The organism is Weeksella sp. HMSC059D05, assembly GCF_001809725.1.
Lineage (GTDB): Bacteria > Bacteroidota > Bacteroidia > Flavobacteriales > Weeksellaceae > Weeksella > Weeksella virosa.
The window spans coordinates 271489-295895 of record NZ_KV798524.1 but is presented as its reverse complement, the minus strand read 5'-3'; the positions used below and the strand labels follow the sequence as shown (position 1 = coordinate 295895).

Here is a 24407-nt window from a genome sequence, read left to right as displayed (position 1 = left end):
AAAATCTATTGCCATGAAATTCAATACAAAAACAATACACGGAGGACAACAACACGATCCTTCTACAGGAGCGGTGAATCCTCCTATTTATCAGACCTCAACCTTTGCACAACAAAGTCCAGGAAAACACAAGGGATACGAATATGCACGTGGAGAAAACCCAACACGCACAGCTCTAGAAAACTCTTTGGCTTCGATAGAAAGCGGTGTGGCCGGTTTTGCATTTGGTTCTGGACTGGCTGCAATTGATGGTATTTTGAAGTTATTTTCTCTAGGAGACGAAATCATCGCCATGGACGATTTGTATGGAGGTTCTTATCGATTATTCACACGAGTTTATAGCAACTATGGCCTAAAATTCCATTTTGTGGATATGACCAATGTAGATGCGATTGTTGATTTGATGAACGACAACACCAAGATGATTTGGATAGAAACACCTACCAATCCTTTGATGAAAGTTGTGGATATTGAGGCTGTTTCGAAAGCTACAAAAGCAAAAAACGCAAACGTTCTAGTGGCTGTAGACAACACTTTTGCATCGCCATATTTACAACGTCCAATCGAGTTGGGCGCTGATATTGTTATGCATTCTGCGACCAAATATTTGGGCGGACATTCTGATTTGGTTGCTGGAGCTGTGATCGTAAATTCGAAAGAATTAGCAGAAAAAGTTCATTTTAATTTATTCGCTACGGGCGGTATTTTAGGTCCACAAGATTCGTATTTAGTACTACGCGGGATAAAAACATTGGCCGTTCGCATGGATCGTCATTGCGAAAACGGAATGAAAATTGCCGAGTTTTTGGTTCAACATCCGAAAGTAGACAAAGTGTATTATCCGGGTCTAAGCAATCATCCACAGCACAAAATTGCCAAAAAACAAATGAAAGCTTTTGGTGGAATGGTAACTTTCACATTAAAATCAGGTAAACAAGAAGATGCTTTTAAACTATTAGAGAACCTGAAAGTTTTCACCTTAGCTGAGTCTTTGGGTGGCGTAGAATCTTTGGCCAATCATCCTGCAACGATGACACACGCATCGATCCCAGCTGAAAAACGTGCTGAGATAGGAATCACAGATGATCTAATCCGCCTAAGTGTTGGTATTGAAGATATTGATGATTTGATTGAAGATTTAACCAATGTTTTCGCGTTGATTTAATCTTTTTATGAAACAATCATACAATAAAAAAATCCAGTCGAAGGTTCGATTGGATTTTTTTATAAATTATCTTTTCCGATTTTTTTATTTCTTTTGTTGATACAATACAGGATTCAAACTTTCGTCATTGTACATTTTCATTTGCTTATACACTTTCATGTATTTGATGCCTTTTGCAATATCATCGATTAATTCTTCGATTGCTGTACTCAGGTCCTGATGTTGAAGTTGTAGTACATCTAATTTACTTTGGCAAATAAATTTGTGATCTTCACTCGCATCTTCTCTGTTTACCTCTTGCTGCATATGATAAACTTTGAGCGATAGAATGGATAACCGATCGATTGCCCAAGCAGGTGATTCTGTATTAATTTTTGCATTTGGGCTCACCACAACGTCTTTGTATTTGTCTAAAAACCAAGAGTCGATATATTCTACCATATCTGTACGTTCTTGGTTCGACTTGTCTATCCAACGTTTTAAACGCAATGCTTCTTCTGGATCAATTGCTGGATCTCGAATGATATCTTCTAAATGCCATTGAACTGTATCGATCCAGTTTTTTTTATACAACAAATGCTCAATCAAATCATCTTTACTGTACGGATTTTCGATGGTTCTATTCACATCATCGTGTTGATGATAATCTGCAATACTTTGGTTAAATATGTTCCAAGCTTTTTCTGTAAAAGTCATATTAGTTACTGTATTTTGTTATAAAAAAAGCATTGCAATAAAATCACAATGCTGTATTTTTCTTTATTAAATTTAAATAAAGTTAGCTCTCCTTTTTATCAGGATCAATGTTCTTGTCTTCTTCTTTCGTTGCGTTCTTAAATTCTTTTATACCAGAACCTAAGCCTTTCATCAATTCAGGGATTTTTTTCCCACCAAATAACAAAAGAACAATCACAAGAATAATTATAATTTCTGTAGCACCAAACTGTCTAAACATATTCTATTGATTTTGTGCAAAGTTAAACATTAATTCTTACATACCTGCAACCCAAGTTGCTGGATTTTGTCTTTGTGTTCCGTTCCAAACCTGGAAATTCATGACCGTTTGTCCGTCGGTAGTATCGATTGTTCCCAAAGCTTGTCCTCGACTTACTTTATCGCCTTTTGAAACCGAAACCGAACTTAAATTCGTATACGCCGTAAAGAAAGATCCATGACGAACAAGAACCATTTTGGCCCCTCCAGCTATTTGCTGTACGGCGGTAACTTCTCCCTCGAAAACTGCTTTTGCTTGTGCCCCTCGATTGGTTGCAATATCTACCCCTAAATTTTCGTAGGAAATATTCGACAAAATCGGGTGAGATGAAGTACCAAAGGATGCAACAACACGACCGTTATCTACCGGCCAACGTAAACGTCCTTTGCTCGATGCAAAATCACCAGATATACCTCCCAGACCTGTACGGTCTTCATAAGCCTCATTACTAGGTGTTGCCTTGTCTACTTTTACAACTTTCTCTTTTTCTGGCACTTTTGTTACGACTTCTTTGTCTGCTTTTTCACGTGCAGCTCTTTCGGCTTCTGCTCTTGCAGCAGCAATTTTACGTTCATCTTCTTCTTTCTGTGCCTTAAGTCTTCTCTCCTCTTCTGCTTTTGCCAAGGCAATCAATCGTTGACGTTCGGCTTCTGCTTCGCGTTCTAATTTCTCAAACTTCTCAATCTCTGTACGCGCCGTTGTCACAAAAGATCCTTTCGGATTAGATTTTAGGTAAGCTTGATAAGATGCTTTGGTATGCGTAGATCTAGCTACATTCCATGCTCTTGCATCTTCTTCGATTACTTTGATGGCTTTTTGGGCAGAGGTATAATAATCCCCTTTAGGATTATCACTCATGTATTTCTGATATGCCGGAATAGTATTCGCACTTAGTGCTGTTTGCCATTCTTTTCTATCTTTTTCTGCTCGTAACTTTTCTAAGCGGATTTCTTCTTCTATAATTCTTCTTATTTGAGAATCAATTTGTCTTTGTAGTGCTTCTTTTTCTCGAATCTGAGCGGTTATCAAACCTTCATTCTTCTTAAATTCTTCTATGGCTGCGTTTTTTGCACGACGCTCGCTCTCTAATCCTTCAGCAAAAATTATTTGCTGTTTTAGCACTTTTTCTTTGTCGTTAACGGCTTTTTCTTTTTGCTTTTTTGCACTGACAATTGCCGATTGCTTATCCATGATTTCTTGAGCTTGTGCTTTCTGATAATCTGAATATTTTTCTAAATATTTGATACGACGATAGGCCTGATTGAGGCTGGTAGATGACAAAACAAACAGCATTTTGTTTGCAGTTGACTTATTCTTGTAAGCCTTGATTAAAACTTTTTTATATTCCTGCTTTAATCCTGCCAATTCGCGAGAGAGTTTATTAATTTCTAATTGAGTAGTGTAGATATCATCATCTAGAAGTTTTTTTTCTTTCGATAGGTTATTGACTAGTTTTGATTGTACTTCTATTTTCTTGGTAAGATTGTGCACAAAATCAACATTCAGCTTAGAATCTTGTTGATTCTTTTTCAGCTGCTTACTAAGCTGAATAATTTCTTTTTTCAGCTCGAGATTTTGTTTTTGCAATTTCTCTTTATCGCTTATTTTCTGCGCAAAGAGCAAAATACCAGAAAAAAATAAGACACAGCTTAGAAGGGTTCTCATTATTTAATATCTCTTTTCTTATATCCACTCGGTATGCTAAATGGCGTATCTATTTGTTGAAACGTAAAACTATTATATTCTAAATCAATTTGTTTGGTTTTCTTATCTTTTACCAAAATTTTAACATTTTTAGGCAGCTCTTCTTTTCCTGCTTTCACCCAGTTGAGATATTGGATTTGTACCTCAACTTTTTCTTTAGGATAATGTAAGTTGGCTTCTTTCAACCGAAAACCACTATCAAAAATATACGATTGTTCGTATGCTTCTTTCTTCGATTTAGCAGCCGTTGGTGTTATTCTATATTCATTGTCTACTTTTTCTGCTATGAAATCAGTATCCGTAAGATTGACAAATACTTTACCTAGCATCAAATTCTGAAATTTTTGATAATCGATAAAATCAACACCTAAAATTTTATTAATGAAAGAAAAATCACCGTCTATGTACGATTTCCCCATATTTTCATATGCCTGAAATTTATCTGGCGTTACTAAAGCGCGTGCTTTGAAAATAAATTTCTGTGCATTGATCCATATTTTATCTTGATTGTCGATAAATATTGTCGCATCAATACCAGTATTGATATCACCTAGATCGGCTTTGAGTGTTGATTTGATCATCAAATAATCAAAGCTCGATTCTTTACTGATTACATTTTTTATGATCGCACTACTGCTCGATGCAAAAGCCGAGGTTTCGTTTATTTTACTGGTTGTGGTTCTTTTGCTAGAAGCACAGCTTGCCAATAATAAACTTATCATAACAGAGATAGCAATTTTCCTCATTATATCGGTTTTATTATTGTAATTTAAAATCTATTACCGAATAATCTCCTAAACTGATGCTTCTGGAAAGACCATAATATTCTGCATTGTTGCCTATCATACTTTCGGTAAGATGAGCATTTTCTATGACAGCATTTTCTTGCACCAGGCTATTTTCTATGTTTGTGCCAATGACTTTGGTTCCGTTGCCTAAAGAAACATTTGGTCCTACTTTAGAGTCTTCGATGATGACATTTTCACCAATAAAACATGGCTGAATGATTAGTGAATTGGTAATTTTTGCAGATGAAGGAATCTCAAACTCACCACAAAAGCCTAGTACTTTGCTGTTGGTTTCTACGGTGACTGTTTTGTTGCCACAATCCATCCATTCATCAACTTTTCCTAGGGTGAATTTTTTACCTTTGGCCCGCATATTTTCTAATGCATCTGTTAGTTGATACTCGCCACTTTTCATTATATTATTGTCAATTAGGTATCGAATTTCATTTTTCAGTTCTTGTCCATCTTTGAAAAAATAAATACCTATAATTGCCAAGTCTGACACAAATTCTTTAGGTTTTTCTATGAAATCTGTGATAAATCCGTTGTTGTCTAATTTTACTACTCCAAAGGCACTAGGATTTTCTACTTGTTTCACCCAAACTACTCCATCATTTGTGGTATCGAGCTCGAAATTTGCTTGAAACAAAGTATCTGCAAATGCTACCACAACTGGCCCATCCATAGCTTCTTTTGCCATCCAAATCGCATGTGCAGTCCCTAGAGGCTCTTCTTGTCGATAGATACTACCTTTAGCTCCTAAACTTTGTGCAATTTGCAATAGGTTTTTTTCTACTTCTTCGCCAAAATCGCCAATTACAAAGGCAATTTCGTCGATAGCCTCCGATGATAGTCTATGTATATCCTCTGCTAAACGATGAACAATTGGCTTGCCAGCAATCGGGATCAAAGGCTTAGGCGTTGTGAGGGTATGCGGTCGAAGACGAGAACCTCTTCCCGCCATTGGAATAATAATTTTCATTATATTTTCAGGTTTTTTTTTACTAACGTATTTACTTATTTTTTATTATTTGCCCGTGCTACCAAATCCTTTGGCACCACGCGAAGTATCAGACAAATCTTGGACTTCCTCCCATTCGACTGTCTCATGTTTTGCAATCACCAACTGAGCAATTCTTTCTCCGTTTTGGATGGTTATTTTTTTTCTAGAGAGATTAATCATAATCACCCCAATTTCACCACGATAATCGGCATCTATTGTCCCAGGAGTGTTGAGGACAGACAAACCATCTTTCAGGGCAAGTCCACTTCTTGGGCGAACCTGTGCTTCGTAGCCAGCAGGCAATTCTATAGAAATGCCCGTCGGTATTAGTTTTCTTTCTAGAGGCTCTAGTTCTACCGCTTCTGTAAGATTAGCAGTAAGATCCATACCTGCTGACAAGGCTGTTTTATAGGCAGGCAAAGCATGATTGGATAGGTTGATGATTTTTACTTTCATCTTATTTTATTTTCTAATTTAAGACTCCTTTTTTCTATAAAATAAGTCATCGCAATATACATGATAAGCAAACTATTTCCAATGAAAAAGTTATTATCTAGAAGATAATATGTTACACAGGTAATAATAATTGCAGATGTGGTATAAAAAACAATTTTCTTGGTTTTATAGGGAATTTTATATTCTTTTTGTCCCCAAAAATACGAAATCAGCATCATACTTCCATAGGCCAAAAGTGTTGCCCAAGCAGAAACCATGAAACCATATTTTCTTAGTAAGGTGAAATTCATTATTACTGTAATACCGCATCCTATCAAAGAAATAATTGTCCCGACGTAGGTTTTGTCCGTCACTTTGTACCATGTAGACAGGTTGAAATATAAACCGTAAAACAAGTTAGCGATGAGAATTATTGGCACGATATCCATTGCTATCCAATAAGATGGGTTTCTGATTAGGATTAGCTTTATCCAATCTAGATTAGCTACAACACCGATAATCACCACATTACAAACTATACTGAAGTACAACAACACATCGGCATATGTTTTTCGGCTATCTGCTTTCTCCGAGACTTTGAAGAAAAAAGGCTCGACACCCATTCGGTATGCGGTAACAAAAAGGGTGAGAATCATGGCCAGTTTATAGACCCCATTATAAGCGCCTGCATCGGCTTCGGAAATTATATTTCTTTGGATTAGTTTATCGAGATTTTCATTGGTAACGAAAGCTAAGCCAGCAATCATGATTGGGTAGCCATAATGAAGCATTTTCTTGAATAATACCCTATCGAATTTGAATTGTATTTTCATTACTATCGGAAACAATAGAACAAACCCCAATATACTTGCCAAGAGATTGGCAACAAATGTGTAGGAAATTTTCTCTGATAGACCAATTTCCACCAACCAACTATCGGTAATCCAATAAAGCATCGCAAATGTGAGAACTGCCTGAAAACTACTAACAATAATTCGGGTAAGAGAATATTTTACTGGCATATTATTAAAACGCAAATATGCGAACGGAATCACACATAGGGTGTCGAAAAAAATAATCCAACCAAACCATTTCAGATATTCTGGATGATTGGCATAATCTGCAAAATCAGCTAAAGGTTGCAAAAACAGATACACGAGCAGGATAAATGTACTCGAGGTAAAGAACATAAACCAAAACGATGTATTAAGGGTTTTCTTGTACAAGCCATCTTGTGAAGCGTAACGAAAAAAAGCAGTTTCGAAACCAAAAGTCAAAATCACATTCAGGTAAGAAACTGCGGCATAGAGCTGTCCGTACTGAGAATACTCTACACTATTCACCTCTTTTATGATGAAAGGAGTGAGAATAAAAATAATGAGTCGCGGTAAAATCGCACCCATTCCATAAATTATTGTTTCACTTAAGAGTTTTTTGTACAAAGGCTTGGTCTAAAATATTCAGCAAAATTGAGATTTCTTTTTCAAAAATCAAAACTTAGATCATGGTAAAATATGTATCTTTGATGGTTCAAAATTCACACGATGAAAGAATTAGAAGCCTATCGGATTGGTTTAATCGGAAATGGTAGTTGGGCAACTGCAATTGCGAAGATACTTAGTAAAAATCTGAGCAATATTCGCTGGTGGGTAAAAGATGATTTTGTAAAAGGACATCTGATTCGCTCGAAACACAACCCTACTTATTTGACTGATGTTGAGTTTAATCCAGATCAATTTATTATTTCTACCGACATTAATGAGGTTGTTTTCGAAAGTGATATTATCTTTCTTGTCGTACCATCTATTTACGTAGAAAAATGTTTAGAACGCCTGAATGTTCCATTGAAAGATAAAATCCTCGTGAGCTCGATAAAAGGGATTGTACCGAATCATTATTTAGCTGTGAACGAATTTTTACATCAAAAACATCAAGTACCAACAGAAAATATGGGTGTTATCAGTGGACCTTGCCATGCAGAGGAAGTTGCACTCGAACGTTTATCTTATCTTACCGTTGCGCATCAAGATCCCAAAATGGCCGAAATGATTGCAAATTGTTTACGGTGTGATTTTATCCAAGCCAAAATAACCGATGATGTTATCGGGACCGAATATGGAGCAATCCTAAAAAACATCTATGCTATTGCAGCCGGCATTGCGCATGGAGTAGGCTATGGTGATAATTTCCAGGCCGTACTGATGAGTAACGCAATTCGGGAGATGGAGCGTCTTTTGTATACAATTGATTGGCGCGATAGAGACATCAACGACTCAGCCTATTTAGGAGATCTTTTGGTAACAGGTTACTCTTTTTTCTCACGTAATCGGATGTTTGGGAATATGATTGGGAAAGGCTATACCGTGAAATCTGCTATCTTAGAAATGAATATGGTGGCCGAGGGATATTATGCGACAAGAGGTGTGTATGAAATGAAAGATAAATTCGAAGTAAAATGTCCGATAATTTCTGCCGTATATAAAATTTTATACCAAGGAAAAAACCCTAAAAAAGTAATGGACAAATTAACCAAAAAGTTAGACTAATGCTCAAAAGAGATTTTATAGCAAAATACATCGAAGAGCTTGGCAAAATGCTTAGCAAACTACTCGATATCGAATACTACAAAGATGCTGTTTCCGAGTTTGATTACTATTTCAAAGAAATGCTACATTCGTATTATCATATAAACGATGAACAATTGCAAGTACTTCTAGAAGAAGATGAAGAGCGTGATTTATTTTTGTTGAGTTTTGATATGAAAAATAAAAACATTTTGGCTTTTGCGAAAGCTGCTCATTATTATGTAGAACAAGGAGAAACAGAAAAAGCACGACAAATTCTTGCAATTATAGAACGTATCAATCGAGTAAATTCAGATGTTTTCCGTTTCCCCACAGAAGAAGATACTTGGGTAGAAAAAGCAATAAAAGAACTTCCTTCTCTAAATTAGATTTTGTCTAAATTAATATTTCATGTATTTTTGCTCATTATTTGGGTAAAAGCATGGCAGGAAAATCGAAAATCACCAAACAAAAATTTATCTTACAACACAAAGAATTCATCGGACCAAATTTCATTCGTCTATATTTAGGCCGAGAAAACATAGAAGAATATCTCTCTATGACTTGCGGCAGTAGTTGTAAACTATACTTTCCACCACTAGAAATGTGCGATAAACATTTTGCGAAATACAATGAAAAATCTGGCAAATGGATTTCTGCTAGCGAGAAGTTCAAACCAAAATCAAGAACGTATACCCTACGAAAAATCTTACCCAAAAACAATCAATTAGTGATCGATGTTGCCAATCACGGTACACAAGGACCAGGAACCCGATGGGCAAATCTGGCAAAAGTAGGCGATGCAATTGGCGTTACCATGAAAAATAGCTCTAAAAAAATTGCTCAAAAAGCAGATTGGTACTGTTTAGCAGCAGATCTTACAGGTTTGCCTGTTGTTTCAGTTATTGCCGAAAACTTACCCTCTACGGCTAAGGGAGTTATGCTGATCGAGGTTCCGTCCAAAGAAGATATTCATGCGATTGACACTCCTCTAGACATTCATTGGGTTGTGAACCCTTTGGTAGGCGCAAATTCTGATTTATACAAAAAACTTAAAAAAATAGAATTTCCTACCAAGAAAAAGATTAATCGTTTTGCTTATGTAGCCTCAGAGTCTACAAGCACAAAAAAAATCAGAACGTTTTTTAAAGAAAATCTAGCCTGGAAAAGACACGAATATTTCTGTACATCGCATTGGAAATTAGGAAAAGAAGAACGCAATGCAATAGAAAAATGTTATAAAAAAACAGAATCTATAGAATTGATTTCTTTGTAAGAAATCATATATCATTATCAAATCAATAAAAAATCCACTCGAATACGAGTGGTTTTTTTATTCTTTACTTTTCTCTTCCTTCAACTTTCGTTCTAATTCTGCCTGAATATCCTCTAAGACAGGTTTTACGGTAGATTCTGGCAAGTCGGAAATCCGAATATACATCAGACCATCTATCGCATCATTGAATTTAGGGTCAACATTAAAGGCTATTACTTTTGCATTTTGTTTTATATATTTTTTTATCAGAACAGGTAAACGCAACATATTCGGCTCTAACTCATCGATCAACTTATCAAATTTATTGAGATCGGCGTTGTCTTCGAAAATCAAACTTCTCTCCTCTTCTTTTAGTTTTACTTTATATTCGTTCTTGGCATGTACATATTGCGCAACTATTGGATCAAAATAATGCGAACGCATAAACTCGATCATCAACGATTTAGAAAAATCCGAGAACTGATTGCTAATACTCACACCACCAATAATATATTTTTGATGAGGATTGCGCAAAGTAACATGGACAATTCCTCTCCAAAGCAAAAAGAGCGGCATTGGTTTTTGTTGATAATCTTCTACTACAAAAGCACGCCCCATTTCTATACATTTCTTGAAAAAAGGATGAATCTCGGGCTCGAAGTTAAACAGTTCGCTAATATAGAAGCCTTTGACTCCATATTTTTCATACACATCGGCACCCAAAGCCATTCTATACGCTCCAACAATTCGTTCATTTTCTTTGTCCCACAAAAATAGATGATGGTAATGATTGTCATACCAATCCAAATCTATTTCATGGTTGGTTCCTTCACCAATTGCCCGAAAGGTTATTTCTCGCAATCGCCCTAATTCTCGCAAAATATTTGGGATATTTTGGGCCAAAGCAAAATAACATTCGTACTGATTGCTGGTAAACAATAAATTCATCGGATCTTCATTGAGAATATCTATATCGCTGAGCAACAATTCTTTTTGTGTTTCACTAATTACTTCTTTTGGTTTGGATGCTCGTGATAATTGTGGGATAAACTGCGGTATTATCTTCAGCGGCAATGATGGAATTGTCGACGGCAATTTCTTAATCGAATCGATGGATAAGTTCTCTCTCAGTGAGTTTTTCTTTCCGTAATACGACGATAGGATATAGACTTTCCTACGCAAGAAAAGTCTAAATTGTTCGACATTCTTGTATTCTTCCTGAGTTTTTGGTAGAATGGGTTTCCCGATTCTTATTTGGATTGGTTTTGTTCTTTTACGAATCATTTCAGAAGGCAACATTGCCGTTTGCACATCGGGGTGCAACTGAGACATCCGGTAGAAAAGTTTGCTATTTCTTGCCCTGAAAAACATTGGCACTACCGGAACTTTGGCTTTTTGCACCAAACGAATTGCAGAATCTTGCCAAACTCGATCGACAATTTCTCCCTCTTCATTCTTGAAAGAAACCTCGCCTGCCGGGAAAATCCCCAATCCTCCACCTCCTTCTAAATGGCTAAGTGCTACTCGCAAGCCGTGTAAACTGTTATACACTTCTTTTCTCGTTTCGAAAGGATTTACTGGAATTACCATTGTTTCTAGAGGCTTTATTTGATGCAAAAGAAAGTTACCCATTACTTTGAAATCGGGTCGAACTTTTCCTATGGCATGCATCATAATTATCCCATCTAAAGCTCCCAAGGGATGATTGGCCAATATAATAAAAGGGCCAGTTTTAGGTATTCTATTGAGGTCTTCTTCATGGATTTCGTAATCTACATTGATATCGTCTAACAAAAAATCTAAAAATTGATCAGTAGGTAAATCTTTTCCTCTGTTATAGATATTGTTGAGCACATTGAATCTAGTAATATAAATCAACGACCATGCAATTGGTTTGCCTAAGACTCCTAGTTTTTGTAAGCCTAGCGCTTTGTATATGTCATCTGTCGATACTATTCCCATGTTAAGATTTGGTTACTATTTGTAGTGTTTCTTTAAACGTTTGACGTAATAATTCTTCTTTACCGGCAAGGCACTGATCGGAATTATCATCATAATGCCTTATAGTATATAGATTTACACCCTTTTCGTGTGAGATTTTATAGTCATGGTTGAGTTGGTTTAATAATTCGTTTAGGTGTTGATACTTATCCTCTACGCATAAAGATAAACTAATTGCTGAATTTTGCATCAAATTTACTTTAATCTTCGCATCATACAAAGCATTGAAGATTGCGCTTAAATTTTCTTCTGTAATAAACGAGAAGTCTTTGCTGGAAATATGCAATAAATGTTGATCTTTTTTCAGGATATAACAGGCTGTTTTTGGTGAAATTTTCTGGCCTTGTCCTACCGAAGTTCCGGGAGCTAATGGCTCATAAAAAGACTTCACAAAAAATGGGATATTTTTATTTTGCAACGGCTGCATTGTTTTCGGATGGATGACAGATGCTCCGTAGTATGCTAACTCAATGGCTTCTTCGTACGAAATACGATCGAGCAAAACGGTATCCTCAAAATAACGTGGATCCGCATTCAGTACACCGGGTACATCTTTCCAGATTGTCATACTTTCTGCATCTAGACAGTAAGCAAAAATAGCTGCCGAATAGTCAGAACCTTCTCTACCGAGTGTTGTCGTGAAAAAATTAGCATCCGATCCCAAAAAACCTTGTGTAATAATCATTCTATCTTTTGGCAATGTTGCGATAGCCTTTTGTGTTTTTTCCCAATCCACTTGCCCTTCTCGGTAAGTATCATCAGTTTTGATATACTCTCGCACATCGTACCACGCATTATGAATGCCAACAGTGTTGAGATATTCGCTTACGATTGTAGTTGAGACCAGCTCGCCCTTACACACCACCTGATCGTAGATATAGTTATAATTTGGCGATTTATTGCGTCTTAAAAAAGCTTCCAGATCCGAAAAAAGATTCTCGACCGCTTGCGTTGTTCTTTTGGGCTGATCGAATAAATCCTGAACAACTTGCAGATGTTGTTCTTTGATTTCGTTTATTTTGGTCTGATAATCTACTTGCTCTACATACAAAGCCACTACCTCTTCTAAAGCATTGGTAGTTTTTCCCATGGCAGAAATTATCATACAAACATCCGAATAACCTACTTTTTGCAAAACTTGCGCAACGTTTCGGATACTTTCTGCATCTTTCACCGATGCTCCTCCAAATTTATATACCTTCATTCTATTTGTAGATTCACAATTTATTTAGTCTGTAAAGATACGCAACTTACCGATTTATAAATAGAATGTACTCAGAACAAAAAAACAAATAAGGAAATATAAGCAAGAATATATCAACCCGATAAAACTTTCAAATCCTAAAATATCTTCCTAATTTTGCTAAACAAACTTATAAACTATTATGACACAAAACACCCATCCCACTTTAGGCGAATTCATCATCCAAAAACAAGATGATTTTGTGTATTCGAGTGGTGAGCTTAGCCGATTACTAAGTTCCATAAAATTAGCCACCAAAATCGTTAATTACAAAGTAAACAAAGCTGGCTTGGTGAATATTTTAGGCGAATATGGTGAAGAGAATGTGCAAGGAGAACGTCAACAAAAATTAGATGTTTACGCTAATGAAGTGTTTATCGACACGCTCTCACAACGAGAAGTGGTCTGCGGAATTGCTTCTGAAGAAAACGAAGACTATATAGAAATTCCTTGTACTACGAATGCCAAAAACAGTAAATATGTTGTTTTAATCGATCCGCTCGATGGGTCATCTAATATTGATGTAAATGTTTCGGTAGGAACAATTTTTTCTATTTACCGAAGAATTTCCGAACCTGGTACACCTGTAACGCAAGAAGATTTTCTACAACCTGGTAATCAACAGGTAGCAGCAGGATATATTGTATACGGCACTTCTACCATGTTAGTGTATACCACCGGAAACGGAGTAAATGGTTTTACGCTTAACCCTGGAATCGGTACGTTTTATCTTTCTCACCCTGACATGAAAATTCCTGAAGACGGAAATATTTATTCGATCAACGAAGGAAATTATGCTAAATTCCCGGCTGGAGTAAAAAAATACATCAAATATTGTCAAGAAGAAGAAGGCGAACGCCCTTACACTTCTCGTTACATTGGGTCTTTATGCTCAGATTTCCATAGAAATATGCTGAAAGGAGGTATTTATATTTATCCATCTGGAACCAATAATCCGAATGGCAAATTGCGTCTCTTGTACGAGTGTAACCCGATGGCTTTTATTGCAGAACAAGCTGGCGGAAAAGCTAGTGACGGTTTTCATAGAATCTTGGATATTCAACCAACCGAACTACATCAGCGTGTACCATTTTTCTGCGGCTCTAAAAATATGGTAGAAAAAGCCGAGGCTTTTATGCAAGCAGAAAAAGACAGTCAATAACACACCAAAATCTTTTATGGATTTACAATCATACCAATCGACCTACAACAAGAAGCAAGCTGTAGGAGCCCTATTTATCGAGGATGCATTGAAGAAAATCTACCCCAATGCTACGCCAAATTTCTATTCTCCACATGTATTGAGTTTCGAAGGTGGAGAAGATGCTTTGGACGGCGTGGCTATTTATAGAACTGATCATTACGACCATCTGATTAGCTATGGTATGTCTCATTTATATTACAACGAAGAGGCTATTTCGGGGGAATACAGTAAATGGGGATTCGAGTTTTCTTTTCGTGTAAAACCATCGGCAAAAGACCATGGCGAAGATCCTTTTTGGGCAATAAATGTATTGCAGAACTTGGGTCGGTTTGTATATGAAACAAAAATATATTTTGATGAATTTCAGTTCATGCCCTTGGGGGGTAAAATTCGACAAGATACCGATAACGATATTGTAGGAATTATTTTTATAAAAGATCCTGAGCTTGGAGAAATAGAAACACCTCACGGAAAAGTTAAATTTTTACAAATTATTGGCATCGATAGTAGTACTTTAAAAAGTCTTGAAAATGACCCTTCATATCCTCATATTAAGGCTGTGGTACAAGAAATTAAGAAGAATAACCCACAATTCATTTGTGTGGTATAAGTAGAGTTGGCTACGAAATCAATAATAAAATTTAGTTAAAATGTAGATTATCTTCTTCCAAATAAAAAACACTTAGTTATCTTGTGGAGGAAATTCTTACTTAATCCATATATTTGGAATAAGTTTAGTTATTTTTCATAGGTTTTAGGTTGGTAAATTAAGTTTAAACTTAGTTTGAGCGTCTCTTTTCTAGAGACGCTTTTTTTTGTGGTCAAGAGTAATAATTCTTATATAAAAAAAAACTGGAACAATTCCAGTTTTCTAAAGTATTTTCTGACAGATATTCGATATTAATCCTCTTTCCAATTCTTAATTTCTTTCTCGATATCTTCACGGGTTCTTCCAGTTTTTTCTTGGATTTTCCCGACTATTTGATCCCATTTTCCTTCTACATATACTTTATCATCGTCGAACCACTCACCGTATTTTTCTTTTACAGCTCCTTTGATTCTTTTCCATTTTCCTTCTAACTCTTGTGCATTCATTTTTTTATATTTTATGTTATTACTTATACATCAAGCAATTAACACACCAAAAACCACCCCTGTTTGTTAAAAAAAACCTAAACATTGAAGCTTTTGAGTTATATAACTAAACTTTTCGAGCATAAAAAAAGCTCCAATTATTTCTAATTGAAGCTTTTACAGTACGGGCGGAGAGACTCGAACTCTCACACCTTGCGGCACTAGATCCTAAGTCTAGCGTGTCTACCAATTCCACCACGCCCGCATTTGAGATTGCAAATATACATTAATATTTTTATTGACAAAATATCTAACACAAAATTTTTTATTTGTTGAAATCTACTAACTTTGTATCAAAGAAGTAAGATTTATATGGAAATTACAGGAAGAATCAAGAAAATATTTGAAACTCAAAACATTACAGCAAGTTTCAAGAAAAGAGAAATCGTTATTACAACGCAAGAACAATATCCTCAAGATATTTTGGTAGAATTTACCCAAGACAAAACCGATTTATTAAACAATTACAGAGAAGGACAAGAGGTTCGTATATCGATCAATATTCGTGGTCGTGAATGGATTAACCCAGAGGGTGTAGCTAAATATTTCAACTCTATTCAGGGATGGAGAATCGAAAGCTTGGCCGATGCTGCTCCGTCTCCAGACCAATACCAGCAAATTACCCCTGCTCCACCGACAGATTTTAGTAATGAGGATGATGATTTACCTTTTTAAGGAAAATCTTAAACAATACAACGTGTCGTAAAGGCACGTTTTTTATTATGATTTGGCTCAATTCTACTGATAATTATTTCCCAGATTATGTACATGCAAGCGAAGAAGGAATCTTAGCCATTGGTGGTGATTTGTCTCCGGAACGCTTGCTATTGGCGTATAGCAAAGGAATCTTCCCTTGGTTCAATCAGGAGGATCCTATTTTGTGGTGGTTTCCTCCAGAGCGTTTTGTTCTTTTTCCAGCGAATTTAAAAGTATCTAAAACGATGCGGAAAGTTTTTCGCAATCAGCAATTTCATTTTACCGAAAACCTGGCCTTCGAACAAGTTATCAGACTTTGTGCAGAGATTCCTCGCAAAAATCAAGACGGAACATGGCTCACCGAAGAAATGATCGAGGCATACGTAGAGTTGCATCGTTTAGGGTGGGCAAAGAGTATCGAAGTTTGGGAAGAAGACACCTTAGTCGGCGGTTTTTATGGGATAGAGGTAGGACGTGTTTTCTGCGGTGAGAGCATGTTTAGCAAAGTAAGCAATGCTTCGAAAGCAGGCTTTATCCATTTTATAGCAACGAACTTTCATGAATACGACCTGATTGATTGCCAAGTCTACACCGAACACCTAGAAAGCCTGGGTGCTGAAATGATTAGTGCCGAAACCTTTTTACAGTATATTTCTAAGTAATTTTTTATTTTACAAAATTGATTGGATATTTCAGATTTTTATATTCATAAATATCTGCATTAAGTGACCCTACGACCAAGGAAGCTTTTACCGAAACCGGAATCATATTTGCATCATCTGTAATCCACATTGTTACACTCTCGGATTCTTTAAAAACACGTCCCTCTTGCACATAAGGTCTGATCATAATTGTGTTGATTTTACCAAATTTAGTTTTCTTTTCTTCTCTACCTAAAATTTTTATTCTGAATTTATAGGTTTCATCGCCCAAGAAAATATTCCGATCGAGAAATTGTCCTTCGACCAGTTTCGTATGATCTTCATTACGCAAAGAATACACAACCGATAGTAAATCATACGCTTCACCAAAAAACTTCACCGATGCCGATTTGTTACGTTTTACATCATCTACAATCGCATATTGGTCGCTATGATTGAAGTAATAAATCTGATAGCGCTCGTAACCTCCTTCGCTAATATTTCTTATAAATTTTGTGGGCTTGAAAATGCTTTTATCTATAAATGTTTCATACACATCATCTACCTTGTAGAAAGCCCTTACTGCACCCGAAGAGCTTCCTTTTCCTACTATATGAAAATGGTCGCGACCATCGTATTTCATGTTTTTTACATTCAGTGTTGCGAAACCAGCATTCAGGCCAGAATAGTGAATTCTATATTTTAAAAACTCACCCGATTTGAAGTTGAACTGTGCCTGTGTGCTTATCATCAACATAAAAACAAAAAGCACACTGTAAATTCGTTTCATATACATATCACTTGGTTTAGCATTGACAATAATGTCAAATTCTTTGCCAAAATAAAACTCGCTCCAGTCGAAACGAGTTTTAGTTAAACAATACTCTCTTTTTTCTATGAATGTTCGGTAGAATGTGATTCGTCTTCACCGGCATTCTCTTGGCTCGATACATCGATTACCTTAATTATTTCTGGAACAAACTTTTTCACAGTAGTTTCTACCCCTGCTTTCAAGGTCATTTGATTCACAGAACAAGACGTGCAGGCGCCTTTTAATCTTACTTTTACGACATTATCTTTTACCTCTACAAGTTCGATATCTCCACCATCCGAATTAAGAAAAGGACGGATTTCGTCCAATGCTTTATGGACATTATCAATAAGTTCTGTATTCATAGTGTTTTAGTTTTTGTTTATTGCTGAACATCCTGCCATATTGGTAATGCGAACAACTTCTGTTGGTGGTAGGGTGTCATTTCTTTCTACTAAACTCTGAACAGTATTTCGGGCAATATTGGCATAAATATTCGCGGCTATTGTATTTTCTTGCAAGGATGCTGGTCGACCAACGTCTGCTGCTTCACGGATAGATTGAATTATAGGAACTTCGCCCAAGAAAGGAACACCTAAATCTTCTGCTAAGTTCTTTGCTCCATTTTGACCAAAAATATAGTATTTGTTATTAGGCAACTCTTCTGGAGTAAAATAAGCCATATTTTCTACAATTCCAAGTACTGGAACATTAATCGCTTCCATCGCAAACATTCCTACTCCTTTGCGTGCATCTGCCAAAGCAATGGGCTGTGGTGTACTTACCACTACGGCACCAGTCAACGGAATTTGTTGAACAATAGATAAGTGAATATCCCCTGTACCAGGAGGTAAATCGATTAGCAAAAAGTCTAACTCACCCCAATGTGCATCGCGCAACATTTGGTTAAGGGCTTTTGCTGCCATAGGTCCACGCCAAACAATTGCCTGATCGGTATCGGCGAAAAAACCTATGGATAAAAGCTTTACACCGTAATTTTCTACTGGTTTTATTTTTGTTTTGCCGTTAACTTCTACCGAAAAAGGTTTGGCATCTTCTACATCAAACATGATTGGCATCGATGGACCGTAGATATCCGCATCCAACAGTCCTACTTTGAAACCCATTTTGGCCAAACTTATTGCCAAATTAGAAGCCATGGTCGATTTTCCTACACCTCCTTTTCCTGATGCTACTGCAATAATATTTTTCACTCCAGGTAATGGGTTTCCTTTTATTTCGTTTGGTTTTTCTTCAACTTCTACCGTGATATTGAGCTGTAATTCTGCTTCTGGTAAATGTTCTCTGAAAGCATTTCTGATTGCAACTTCTAAGCGCTTGCGCTCGTGCATAGTAGGTGTTGGCGAAGCAATGTCTAATATAATTTTTTCGCCCATCACTTGTGCATTTCGCATCCAATTGCGAATCCCCAAACTTTCTAAAACTTCATTTATCTGATCTCTTGTATAAGCCATTTTTCAGTCATTATTTAGCATACAAATTTAGGCAATAAGCTTGTGAAGTGGAAATCTTCTTGACTGATTTTAATTGTTTTATACTATAATACCATATTTTTTTTCTAATTTGCTAAAAATATCCCAACTAAATGGAGGAACAGATCTATTATTTAGGCTTGATAAGAAAAAACATTATTAATGAGCTCGAAAACCACTCTCTACAACAACTGTTGTATATCCCAGTTGGTTTCAAAAATAATATTTTCTGGAATGCGGCTCATGTTTTGGCCACACAGCAACTTATTATGTACTATCTTACAGAAACCAAAATGTACGTGGATAAGAGTTTTATAGAACGCTATAAGAAAGGCACTATCGGAACAACTGAAGTGAGCGAAAAGGAAGTTGAAGAACTAATAGAAGTTCTAGAGCAAACACCAAAATTGCTCTACAAGGATTATCGGTCAGAGAAATTGGCTTACTACAAACCGTACTCAACAAGTTTTGGAGCAAAACTAGAAAGTATAGAAGATGCTATCCAATTTAACAATATACACGAAGGAATACATTTTGGCTATATTCTAGCCCTGAAAAAAAACATTCCTTTTTGATTCTATCTATAAAAAGCTTACTCATAGCACAATACATGAATAAGCTTTCCTTTTTTCAGTTTTTAGTGATTGATAAAAACAACTTTATCTTCAATTGGTTTACGTTCTGCTAATCGCTCTCTTTTAGTTGCTTTACCTAAATAAAAAATCCCAACACATTTCTCGCCTTCTTGCATTGGCGTAAACTCATCCATATTGGCTATAATATTTGCTGGCGATGACCAATAAGAACCGATGTTCAGCGTCCCGCACATCAACCACATATTTTGCACGGCCATTGCAGTAGAAGCTAACTCTTCCCACTCTGGCACTTTTCCGGTATCAATAAACGAAATGAGAATTATTGCCTGAGATTTATCACATTTTTCGGCCATGTCATTCAACTTTCGTTCACTTAGTTTTTCTGGAGAGGTCGACTGCACATATACGCGTTTCATGAATTCTTTCAATCGTTCTTTCCCTTCTCCTTGCACAATCTTGAAACGCCATGGTTCGGTCTTTTTATGGGTTGGTGCCCAATTTGCTGCCTCTAACAAGAGCTTAAGTTCTTCTTGTGATATTTTTTCATCGGTATATTCTATCGGATAGATCGATCTTCTATTCTGAAGTGTTTTTAATAATTCTTCGGAAACCATATTTTTGTGGAGTTTTTTTATAAAAGATTTTTTATTTTTAATGATTCAAAATTACGATATTTTTTTTTACTAAATAGAGGAAGTCATAATTCTTACCACGACAACAGAAAATGATAACTTTAACAATCAAACCACAACATTCAATTCATAAATGAATCAGCAAGAATTCATCAAAACCATGAATACATTTGGGAAACAAGGCGTTCCCTTTTTCTTTATGATTAATTTTCTGAAGACAGAAGCAGAGATTTACCCGCTCTCAGAATTACCCGAAACCATTCGGTATCAACTAAACACCCAGAAAAAATCTTCTACACAAACGATAGAACTAGAAAAAAAACCGATTTCGTTTGCCGAGTATCAGAAAAAATTCAATTTGGTTCATGAGGCGATTCTCCGTGGAGATTCTTATCTATTGAATCTTACTCAACCAACGGCAATAAAAACCAAAGCTAGTTTGCCATTTATTTTCGAGAATTCGCATGCGAAATTCAAACTTCTTACCGAAAACTTTGTTTGCTTTTCTCCCGAAAGATTTATAAAAATACAGGATAATAAAATTTTCTCTTATCCGATGAAAGGAACGATCGATGCGACGATTCCCGATGCGGAAAAACGCATTTTATCAGACGAAAAAGAGGCGGCAGAACATGCGACAATTGTTGATCTGATTCGGAATGATCTAAGTCAAATCGCAGAAAATGTTACGGTTTCTCGGTATCGTTATATCGATACAATTCAAACCCCGCAAAAAACTTTGTTACAAGTAAGCTCGGAGATTGTTGGTGATTTACCTGATGATTATACAGCTCGATTGGGCACTATTTTCGATGCGCTTTTACCTGCTGGCTCAATTTGTGGAGCGCCTAAACCAAAAACTTTGGAACTGATTTTGAGAGCTGAGGAATATGACCGAAATTATTACACAGGCGTTTTTGGCATTTTCGATGGTAAAAACCTCGACAGTGCAGTTATGATTCGGTTTATAGAAAACATAAACGGTGATTTATACTACAAAAGTGGTGGTGGAATTACCAGTAAAAGCAATGCAGAAAGTGAATATAGAGAACTGTTACAGAAAATATACGTACCCATTTGTTGAGACTATTTGCCTAATCGACGGTAAACCTCGGCTTTTGCGTTACCATAACAGACGCCTAAATCATACGCGTAAAATGATTTTTGGTTCGACAGACTTTATCGATTTAGCAGATTATATCCCCCAAAAATTTCACAGTGGAAAACAAAAGTTAAGGGTTTTGTACAATGAGCGAATTTTGTCTGTAAAAGCCACTGATTATCAAATCGATGAAATAGAAAAAATTAGTGCCGTAACGATTGATTCATCCTTTTCTTACACGTACAAATCTAGCAATCGAGCTTATTTTGCTCAGTTACTCGATGAACACAACGCACAAGATTTAGTTTTGATACAAAACAACTTGATCACAGATACCACTTATTGCAATCTTATTTTTTTTGATGGACACCGATGGCTTACTCCTTCACAGCCTTTATTAGAAGGATGTATGCGCCAGAACCTGATCGAAAATCATGGCATTTTACCTGTGATTATCAGGACAGAAGACTTGGATAAATTGGTAAGTTTCAAGCGGATTAATGCGATGAGAAGCTTTGATGAAGCTCAGGAAATTGCTATTTCGGCAATTCTTATAGAGCAAAAATGTTGAGTTAATTATTTTTTTTCGAATAATCGAGCAACAACCTCTTGAATTAAATCAAACTCATATCCTTTATAAGCCAAATAGCTTCTAATTTTTTGTTGTTTTTTATAACTCTCTTTTTCTTTTTCCAAGCTCAAATATTTCTTTTCTGCTAACTTTTCTAAGGTTGTATAATAGTCATCTTGATCAATCTCTGATCGAAATGCTTCGAGAATCATTTTTTCTGGAATTTGTCTTTTTTTCAATTCCATTCGTAGTCTATTTTTCCCCCATTTTTTCTGATTAAATTTTCCTCTTACATATTGGTTGGTAAACCTTTCTTCATTGATAAAACCATATTGATACAGCTTGCTAATTACTTCTTCTTTGGCTTCGGGGATAAGATCAAATTCGCGTAATTTCTGCTCAATTTCCCAAAAACAACGATCCTGATAAAGACAAAAATGTCCCATTTTATCTTTTATCTCTTCAAGTGTGAAGCTTTTTTTGGGTGATTCGTACCGATTCATTCTGCTAAATTAATCGATTTTATTACAAATAAAAAACCCAAAGAAACAAGTCTCTTTGGGCTATTGATAGAATAATTTCTTGTCGAAAAAAAATATATTTTTATCTATGCTTTGACTAATTCTGCAATATATTCAGTCGGATTTTCAGCATTGAAAACAGCACTTCCAGCAACCAAAGCATCTGCGCCAGCTGCAGTTAATTTCGGTGCATTGTCAGTGTTTACTCCACCATCAACTTCGATAATCAAACCAGGATTATACTCTTTCTTCATCTCGGCTAATTTTTCGATTTTTCGATAGGTATTTTCGATAAACTTCTGTCCTCCAAACCCTGGATTAACACTCATAACGAGCACCAAGTCTAGCTCTTCTATTATATCTTCTACAACCGAAACAGGTGTATGCGGATTGAGTGCCACGCCTGCTTTCATCCCTTCTGCTTTTATGGCCTGAATGGTCCTATGCAAATGCGTACTTGCCTCATAATGAACGGTTAATATATCGGCACCTACTTCTCTAAAAGCCGTAATGTATCGTTCTGGTTCTACAATCATCAAATGCACATCGAGAACTTTATTTGTCAGCTGATTGATACGATCGATGATAGGCATCCCGTAAGAAATGTTGGGTACGAAAACGCCATCCATCACGTCGAGATGAAACCATTGAGCTTGTGAATTGTTCACCATTTCTATATCTTTCCCTAGGTGAGCAAAATCCGAAGCCAAAATAGAAGGAGCAATAATAGCCATAGTTTTTTATGTTTTATTTGAGCAAATTTAAGAATAAAAAAATCGCTTATTCTTAACAGTTTTTTTATTTTCTGATAGTTTCTTTTAGATATAAAAAAACACTAAATCCATAGAAAATTTAGTGTTTTTATTTTTTATCGACCGATGTAAGTTTTTAAGATTTTAGATCGCGAAGTATGTTTCAGTCGTCGGATTGCTTTTTCTTTAATCTGACGTACACGTTCTCTTGTTAGATCAAATGTTTCTCCAATTTCTTCTAAAGTCATCGGGTGAGCTCCATTGAGACCAAAGTACAAACGGATAAGGTCTGCCTCTCTTGGTGTTAAGGTTTGTAATGCACGCTCAATTTCTACTCGTAGGGATTCTATCATCAACGTATTATCGGGTGATGGTGATTCACCGATGTTTAATACATCGTAGAGATTAGAGTCTTCTCCCTCTACCAATGGAGCATCCATCGATACGTGACGACCAGAGTTTTTGAGAGATTCTTTTACGTCTCCTTCGGACATATCTAATACTTCGGAAATTTCTTCTGCAGACGGAGCACGTTCATGCTCTTGTTCTAATAAAGCATAAGCCTTATTGATTTTATTGATTGATCCAATTTTATTGAGTGGTAAACGAACTATACGCGATTGTTCTGCTAAGGCTTGTAGAATAGATTGACGAATCCACCAAACGGCATAGGAAATAAACTTAAAACCACGTGTTTCGTCAAAACGCTGTGCTGCTTTTATCAAACCTAAATTTCCTTCGTTAATTAAATCGGGTAAACTTAGTCCTTGGTTCTGGTATTGTTTCGCTACTGATACCACAAAACGCAAATTTGCCTTTGTTAATTTCTCTAACGCTACACGGTCTCCTGCTTTTATGCGTTGTGCTAGTTCTACTTCTTCTTCTGCGGTAATCAGATCTACTTTCCCAATTTCTTGTAAATATTTGTCCAACGATGCGGTTTCTCGATTGGTAACCTGTTTGGTAATTTTAAGCTGTCTCATTAAACTAAATCTCTAAAAAAAATTTATTAATTGCGTATATATTTTACAAGTAGAAAGCATAATGTAATGCGTCTACATATTAGGTATACGTAAAAAAAAAGAAAAAGTTACAAAAAAAT

At 36.1% G+C, this 24407-nt stretch carries 28 protein-coding genes and 1 tRNA gene; 11 read left to right on the top strand and 18 right to left on the bottom strand.

Annotated elements, in window-relative coordinates:
* The first annotated feature begins 13 nt into the window (after positions 1-13).
* A complete protein-coding gene (locus tag HMPREF2660_RS04030) occupies positions 14-1165 on the top strand; it encodes a cystathionine gamma-synthase (RefSeq protein WP_070485697.1) in 1152 nt (383 codons plus the stop codon).
* Between the two features lie 84 nt (positions 1166-1249).
* On the opposite strand, the gene HMPREF2660_RS04025 is transcribed toward HMPREF2660_RS04030, so the two are convergent.
* The 7 genes from HMPREF2660_RS04025 to HMPREF2660_RS03995 form a co-directional block, all read right to left on the bottom strand.
* The gene (locus HMPREF2660_RS04025; RefSeq protein ID WP_013598250.1) at positions 1250-1861 is read right to left on the bottom strand and encodes a DUF4254 domain-containing protein; all 612 of its coding nucleotides are present in this window, start codon (positions 1859-1861) and stop codon (positions 1250-1252) included.
* A gap of 82 nt (positions 1862-1943) precedes the next feature.
* Complete coding sequence (gene tatA, locus HMPREF2660_RS04020) at positions 1944-2120, bottom strand: twin-arginine translocase TatA/TatE family subunit (protein WP_013598249.1); 177 nt, start codon at positions 2118-2120, stop codon at positions 1944-1946.
* A gap of 36 nt (positions 2121-2156) precedes the next feature.
* Positions 2157-3824, bottom strand: coding sequence for a murein hydrolase activator EnvC family protein (locus HMPREF2660_RS04015; RefSeq protein WP_070485696.1), 1668 nt, complete (start codon positions 3822-3824; stop codon positions 2157-2159).
* On the bottom strand, positions 3824-4609 hold the full coding sequence (locus HMPREF2660_RS04010) for a lipoprotein insertase outer membrane protein LolB1 (protein ID WP_070485694.1): 786 nt from the start codon (positions 4607-4609) through the stop codon (positions 3824-3826). The genes HMPREF2660_RS04015 and HMPREF2660_RS04010 overlap by 1 nt, the downstream gene beginning before the upstream one ends.
* 13 nt (positions 4610-4622) lie before the next feature.
* Positions 4623-5633, bottom strand: coding sequence for a sugar phosphate nucleotidyltransferase (locus tag HMPREF2660_RS04005; RefSeq protein ID WP_013598246.1), 1011 nt, complete (start codon positions 5631-5633; stop codon positions 4623-4625).
* Positions 5634-5678: 45 nt separating this feature from the next.
* Positions 5679-6110: a dUTP diphosphatase gene (gene dut / locus HMPREF2660_RS04000; RefSeq protein ID WP_070485693.1), complete on the bottom strand. Its 432-nt coding sequence runs from the start codon at positions 6108-6110 to the stop codon at positions 5679-5681.
* Entirely contained in the window at positions 6107-7531 is a 1425-nt protein-coding gene (locus HMPREF2660_RS03995; RefSeq protein ID WP_041942103.1) for a lipopolysaccharide biosynthesis protein, read from the bottom strand. Before HMPREF2660_RS03995 ends, dut begins: the two co-directional genes overlap by 4 nt.
* Positions 7532-7633: 102 nt before the next feature.
* Here HMPREF2660_RS03995 and HMPREF2660_RS03990 point away from each other — a divergent pair, with 102 nt between their 5' ends.
* From HMPREF2660_RS03990 to HMPREF2660_RS03980, 3 genes are read left to right on the top strand one after another with little or no spacing between them, the layout of a single operon-like run.
* Entirely contained in the window at positions 7634-8635 is a 1002-nt protein-coding gene (locus tag HMPREF2660_RS03990) for an NAD(P)H-dependent glycerol-3-phosphate dehydrogenase (RefSeq protein WP_013598243.1), read from the top strand.
* On the top strand, positions 8635-9042 hold the full coding sequence (locus tag HMPREF2660_RS03985) for a hypothetical protein (RefSeq protein ID WP_013598242.1): 408 nt from the start codon (positions 8635-8637) through the stop codon (positions 9040-9042). Before HMPREF2660_RS03990 ends, HMPREF2660_RS03985 begins: the two co-directional genes overlap by 1 nt.
* A 53-nt stretch (positions 9043-9095) precedes the next feature.
* Positions 9096-9929, top strand: a complete 834-nt coding sequence (locus HMPREF2660_RS03980) for a siderophore-interacting protein (protein ID WP_070485692.1) — start codon at positions 9096-9098, stop codon at positions 9927-9929.
* Between the two features lie 57 nt (positions 9930-9986).
* Here HMPREF2660_RS03980 and HMPREF2660_RS03975 read toward each other — a convergent pair whose 3' ends face one another.
* Both HMPREF2660_RS03975 and HMPREF2660_RS03970 read right to left on the bottom strand, forming a co-directional pair.
* Positions 9987-11870 carry a lysophospholipid acyltransferase family protein gene (locus HMPREF2660_RS03975; RefSeq protein WP_070485690.1) on the bottom strand — a complete coding sequence of 628 codons (1884 nt, stop codon included), beginning with the start codon at positions 11868-11870 and terminating at the stop codon, positions 9987-9989.
* 1 nt (position 11871) lies between these two features.
* Positions 11872-13113: an aspartate kinase gene (locus HMPREF2660_RS03970; RefSeq protein WP_070485689.1), complete on the bottom strand. Its 1242-nt coding sequence runs from the start codon at positions 13111-13113 to the stop codon at positions 11872-11874.
* Positions 13114-13294: 181 nt separating this feature from the next.
* On the opposite strand from HMPREF2660_RS03970, the gene fbp reads away from it, so the two are divergent.
* Positions 13295-14314, top strand: a complete 1020-nt coding sequence (gene fbp, locus HMPREF2660_RS03965) for a class 1 fructose-bisphosphatase (RefSeq protein ID WP_013598238.1) — start codon at positions 13295-13297, stop codon at positions 14312-14314.
* A gap of 16 nt (positions 14315-14330) precedes the next feature.
* Positions 14331-14966 carry a suppressor of fused domain protein gene (locus HMPREF2660_RS03960; protein ID WP_070485687.1) on the top strand — a complete coding sequence of 212 codons (636 nt, stop codon included), beginning with the start codon at positions 14331-14333 and terminating at the stop codon, positions 14964-14966.
* A gap of 290 nt (positions 14967-15256) precedes the next feature.
* Here HMPREF2660_RS03960 and HMPREF2660_RS03955 read toward each other — a convergent pair whose 3' ends face one another.
* Positions 15257-15451: a CsbD family protein gene (locus HMPREF2660_RS03955; protein WP_013598236.1), complete on the bottom strand. Its 195-nt coding sequence runs from the start codon at positions 15449-15451 to the stop codon at positions 15257-15259.
* Positions 15452-15613: 162 nt separating this feature from the next.
* Positions 15614-15695, bottom strand: a tRNA-Leu gene (locus tag HMPREF2660_RS03950).
* 107 nt (positions 15696-15802) lie between these two features.
* On the opposite strand from HMPREF2660_RS03950, the gene HMPREF2660_RS03945 reads away from it, so the two are divergent.
* Positions 15803-16165, top strand: a complete 363-nt coding sequence (locus HMPREF2660_RS03945) for a DUF3127 domain-containing protein (RefSeq protein WP_070485685.1) — start codon at positions 15803-15805, stop codon at positions 16163-16165.
* A gap of 47 nt (positions 16166-16212) precedes the next feature.
* Positions 16213-16848: a leucyl/phenylalanyl-tRNA--protein transferase gene (gene aat, locus HMPREF2660_RS03940; RefSeq protein ID WP_013598234.1), complete on the top strand. Its 636-nt coding sequence runs from the start codon at positions 16213-16215 to the stop codon at positions 16846-16848.
* 4 nt (positions 16849-16852) lie between these two features.
* On the opposite strand, the gene HMPREF2660_RS03935 is transcribed toward aat, so the two are convergent.
* The 3 genes from HMPREF2660_RS03935 to HMPREF2660_RS03925 all read right to left on the bottom strand — a co-directional run bounded on the left by HMPREF2660_RS03935 (position 16853) and on the right by HMPREF2660_RS03925 (position 19113).
* Positions 16853-17617, bottom strand: a complete 765-nt coding sequence (locus HMPREF2660_RS03935) for a DUF3108 domain-containing protein (RefSeq protein WP_041942102.1) — start codon at positions 17615-17617, stop codon at positions 16853-16855.
* Positions 17618-17721: 104 nt separating this feature from the next.
* Positions 17722-18003, bottom strand: coding sequence for a NifU family protein (locus tag HMPREF2660_RS03930; protein WP_013598232.1), 282 nt, complete (start codon positions 18001-18003; stop codon positions 17722-17724).
* A 6-nt stretch (positions 18004-18009) separates the two neighbouring features.
* Positions 18010-19113 carry an Mrp/NBP35 family ATP-binding protein gene (locus tag HMPREF2660_RS03925; protein ID WP_013598231.1) on the bottom strand — a complete coding sequence of 368 codons (1104 nt, stop codon included), beginning with the start codon at positions 19111-19113 and terminating at the stop codon, positions 18010-18012.
* Between the two features lie 131 nt (positions 19114-19244).
* Between HMPREF2660_RS03925 and HMPREF2660_RS03920 the strand changes: the two genes are divergently transcribed.
* Positions 19245-19706: a DinB family protein gene (locus HMPREF2660_RS03920; protein ID WP_070485683.1), complete on the top strand. Its 462-nt coding sequence runs from the start codon at positions 19245-19247 to the stop codon at positions 19704-19706.
* A 62-nt stretch (positions 19707-19768) separates the two neighbouring features.
* Here the strand turns inward: HMPREF2660_RS03920 and HMPREF2660_RS03915 are convergent, their stop codons facing one another.
* A complete protein-coding gene (locus HMPREF2660_RS03915; RefSeq protein ID WP_070485681.1) occupies positions 19769-20341 on the bottom strand; it encodes a nitroreductase family protein in 573 nt (190 codons plus the stop codon).
* 151 nt (positions 20342-20492) lie between these two features.
* Between HMPREF2660_RS03915 and HMPREF2660_RS03910 the strand changes: the two genes are divergently transcribed.
* Complete coding sequence (locus HMPREF2660_RS03910) at positions 20493-21443, top strand: aminodeoxychorismate synthase component I (protein ID WP_070485679.1); 951 nt, start codon at positions 20493-20495, stop codon at positions 21441-21443.
* Positions 21343-22032 (top strand): aminotransferase class IV, encoded by a 690-nt coding sequence (locus tag HMPREF2660_RS03905; RefSeq protein ID WP_141743541.1) that lies wholly within the window; start codon positions 21343-21345, stop codon positions 22030-22032. The genes HMPREF2660_RS03910 and HMPREF2660_RS03905 overlap by 101 nt, the downstream gene beginning before the upstream one ends.
* A gap of 5 nt (positions 22033-22037) precedes the next feature.
* Here HMPREF2660_RS03905 and HMPREF2660_RS03900 read toward each other — a convergent pair whose 3' ends face one another.
* From HMPREF2660_RS03900 to HMPREF2660_RS03890, 3 genes are all read right to left on the bottom strand, one after another.
* On the bottom strand, positions 22038-22535 hold the full coding sequence (locus HMPREF2660_RS03900; protein WP_013598226.1) for a regulatory protein RecX: 498 nt from the start codon (positions 22533-22535) through the stop codon (positions 22038-22040).
* Positions 22536-22639: 104 nt separating this feature from the next.
* Complete coding sequence (gene rpe, locus HMPREF2660_RS03895; protein WP_070485676.1) at positions 22640-23287, bottom strand: ribulose-phosphate 3-epimerase; 648 nt, start codon at positions 23285-23287, stop codon at positions 22640-22642.
* 134 nt (positions 23288-23421) lie between these two features.
* Positions 23422-24288, bottom strand: coding sequence for a sigma-70 family RNA polymerase sigma factor (locus HMPREF2660_RS03890; protein WP_013598224.1), 867 nt, complete (start codon positions 24286-24288; stop codon positions 23422-23424).
* Positions 24289-24407 lie beyond the last annotated feature (119 nt).

Bases quoted from the DNA above. Each gene is read 5' to 3' on its own strand.
- HMPREF2660_RS04005 (WP_013598246.1), bottom strand. From the start codon at position 5,633: ATGAAAATTATTATTCCAATGGCGGGAAGAGGTTCTCGTCTTCGACCG.
- HMPREF2660_RS03900 (WP_013598226.1), bottom strand. From the start codon at position 22,535: ATGAATCGGTACGAATCACCCAAAAAAAGCTTCACACTTGAAGAGATA.
- HMPREF2660_RS03970 (WP_070485689.1), bottom strand. From the start codon at position 13,113: ATGAAGGTATATAAATTTGGAGGAGCATCGGTGAAAGATGCAGAAAGT.
- rpe (WP_070485676.1), bottom strand. From the start codon at position 23,287: ATGGCTATTATTGCTCCTTCTATTTTGGCTTCGGATTTTGCTCACCTA.
- HMPREF2660_RS04010 (WP_070485694.1), bottom strand. From the start codon at position 4,609: ATGAGGAAAATTGCTATCTCTGTTATGATAAGTTTATTATTGGCAAGC.
- HMPREF2660_RS03945 (WP_070485685.1), top strand. From the start codon at position 15,803: ATGGAAATTACAGGAAGAATCAAGAAAATATTTGAAACTCAAAACATT.
- HMPREF2660_RS03890 (WP_013598224.1), bottom strand. From the start codon at position 24,288: ATGAGACAGCTTAAAATTACCAAACAGGTTACCAATCGAGAAACCGCA.
- fbp (WP_013598238.1), top strand. From the start codon at position 13,295: ATGACACAAAACACCCATCCCACTTTAGGCGAATTCATCATCCAAAAA.
- HMPREF2660_RS03960 (WP_070485687.1), top strand. From the start codon at position 14,331: ATGGATTTACAATCATACCAATCGACCTACAACAAGAAGCAAGCTGTA.
- HMPREF2660_RS03925 (WP_013598231.1), bottom strand. From the start codon at position 19,113: ATGGCTTATACAAGAGATCAGATAAATGAAGTTTTAGAAAGTTTGGGG.
- HMPREF2660_RS03920 (WP_070485683.1), top strand. From the start codon at position 19,245: ATGGAGGAACAGATCTATTATTTAGGCTTGATAAGAAAAAACATTATT.
- HMPREF2660_RS04015 (WP_070485696.1), bottom strand. From the start codon at position 3,824: ATGAGAACCCTTCTAAGCTGTGTCTTATTTTTTTCTGGTATTTTGCTC.
- HMPREF2660_RS03930 (WP_013598232.1), bottom strand. From the start codon at position 18,003: ATGAATACAGAACTTATTGATAATGTCCATAAAGCATTGGACGAAATC.
- HMPREF2660_RS04030 (WP_070485697.1), top strand. From the start codon at position 14: ATGAAATTCAATACAAAAACAATACACGGAGGACAACAACACGATCCT.
- aat (WP_013598234.1), top strand. From the start codon at position 16,213: ATGATTTGGCTCAATTCTACTGATAATTATTTCCCAGATTATGTACAT.
- tatA (WP_013598249.1), bottom strand. From the start codon at position 2,120: ATGTTTAGACAGTTTGGTGCTACAGAAATTATAATTATTCTTGTGATT.
- HMPREF2660_RS03935 (WP_041942102.1), bottom strand. From the start codon at position 17,617: ATGAAACGAATTTACAGTGTGCTTTTTGTTTTTATGTTGATGATAAGC.
- dut (WP_070485693.1), bottom strand. From the start codon at position 6,110: ATGAAAGTAAAAATCATCAACCTATCCAATCATGCTTTGCCTGCCTAT.
- HMPREF2660_RS03955 (WP_013598236.1), bottom strand. From the start codon at position 15,451: ATGAATGCACAAGAGTTAGAAGGAAAATGGAAAAGAATCAAAGGAGCT.
- HMPREF2660_RS03910 (WP_070485679.1), top strand. From the start codon at position 20,493: ATGAATCAGCAAGAATTCATCAAAACCATGAATACATTTGGGAAACAA.
- HMPREF2660_RS03985 (WP_013598242.1), top strand. From the start codon at position 8,635: ATGCTCAAAAGAGATTTTATAGCAAAATACATCGAAGAGCTTGGCAAA.
- HMPREF2660_RS03915 (WP_070485681.1), bottom strand. From the start codon at position 20,341: ATGGTTTCCGAAGAATTATTAAAAACACTTCAGAATAGAAGATCGATC.
- HMPREF2660_RS03980 (WP_070485692.1), top strand. From the start codon at position 9,096: ATGGCAGGAAAATCGAAAATCACCAAACAAAAATTTATCTTACAACAC.
- HMPREF2660_RS03975 (WP_070485690.1), bottom strand. From the start codon at position 11,870: ATGGGAATAGTATCGACAGATGACATATACAAAGCGCTAGGCTTACAA.
- HMPREF2660_RS04025 (WP_013598250.1), bottom strand. From the start codon at position 1,861: ATGACTTTTACAGAAAAAGCTTGGAACATATTTAACCAAAGTATTGCA.
- HMPREF2660_RS03990 (WP_013598243.1), top strand. From the start codon at position 7,634: ATGAAAGAATTAGAAGCCTATCGGATTGGTTTAATCGGAAATGGTAGT.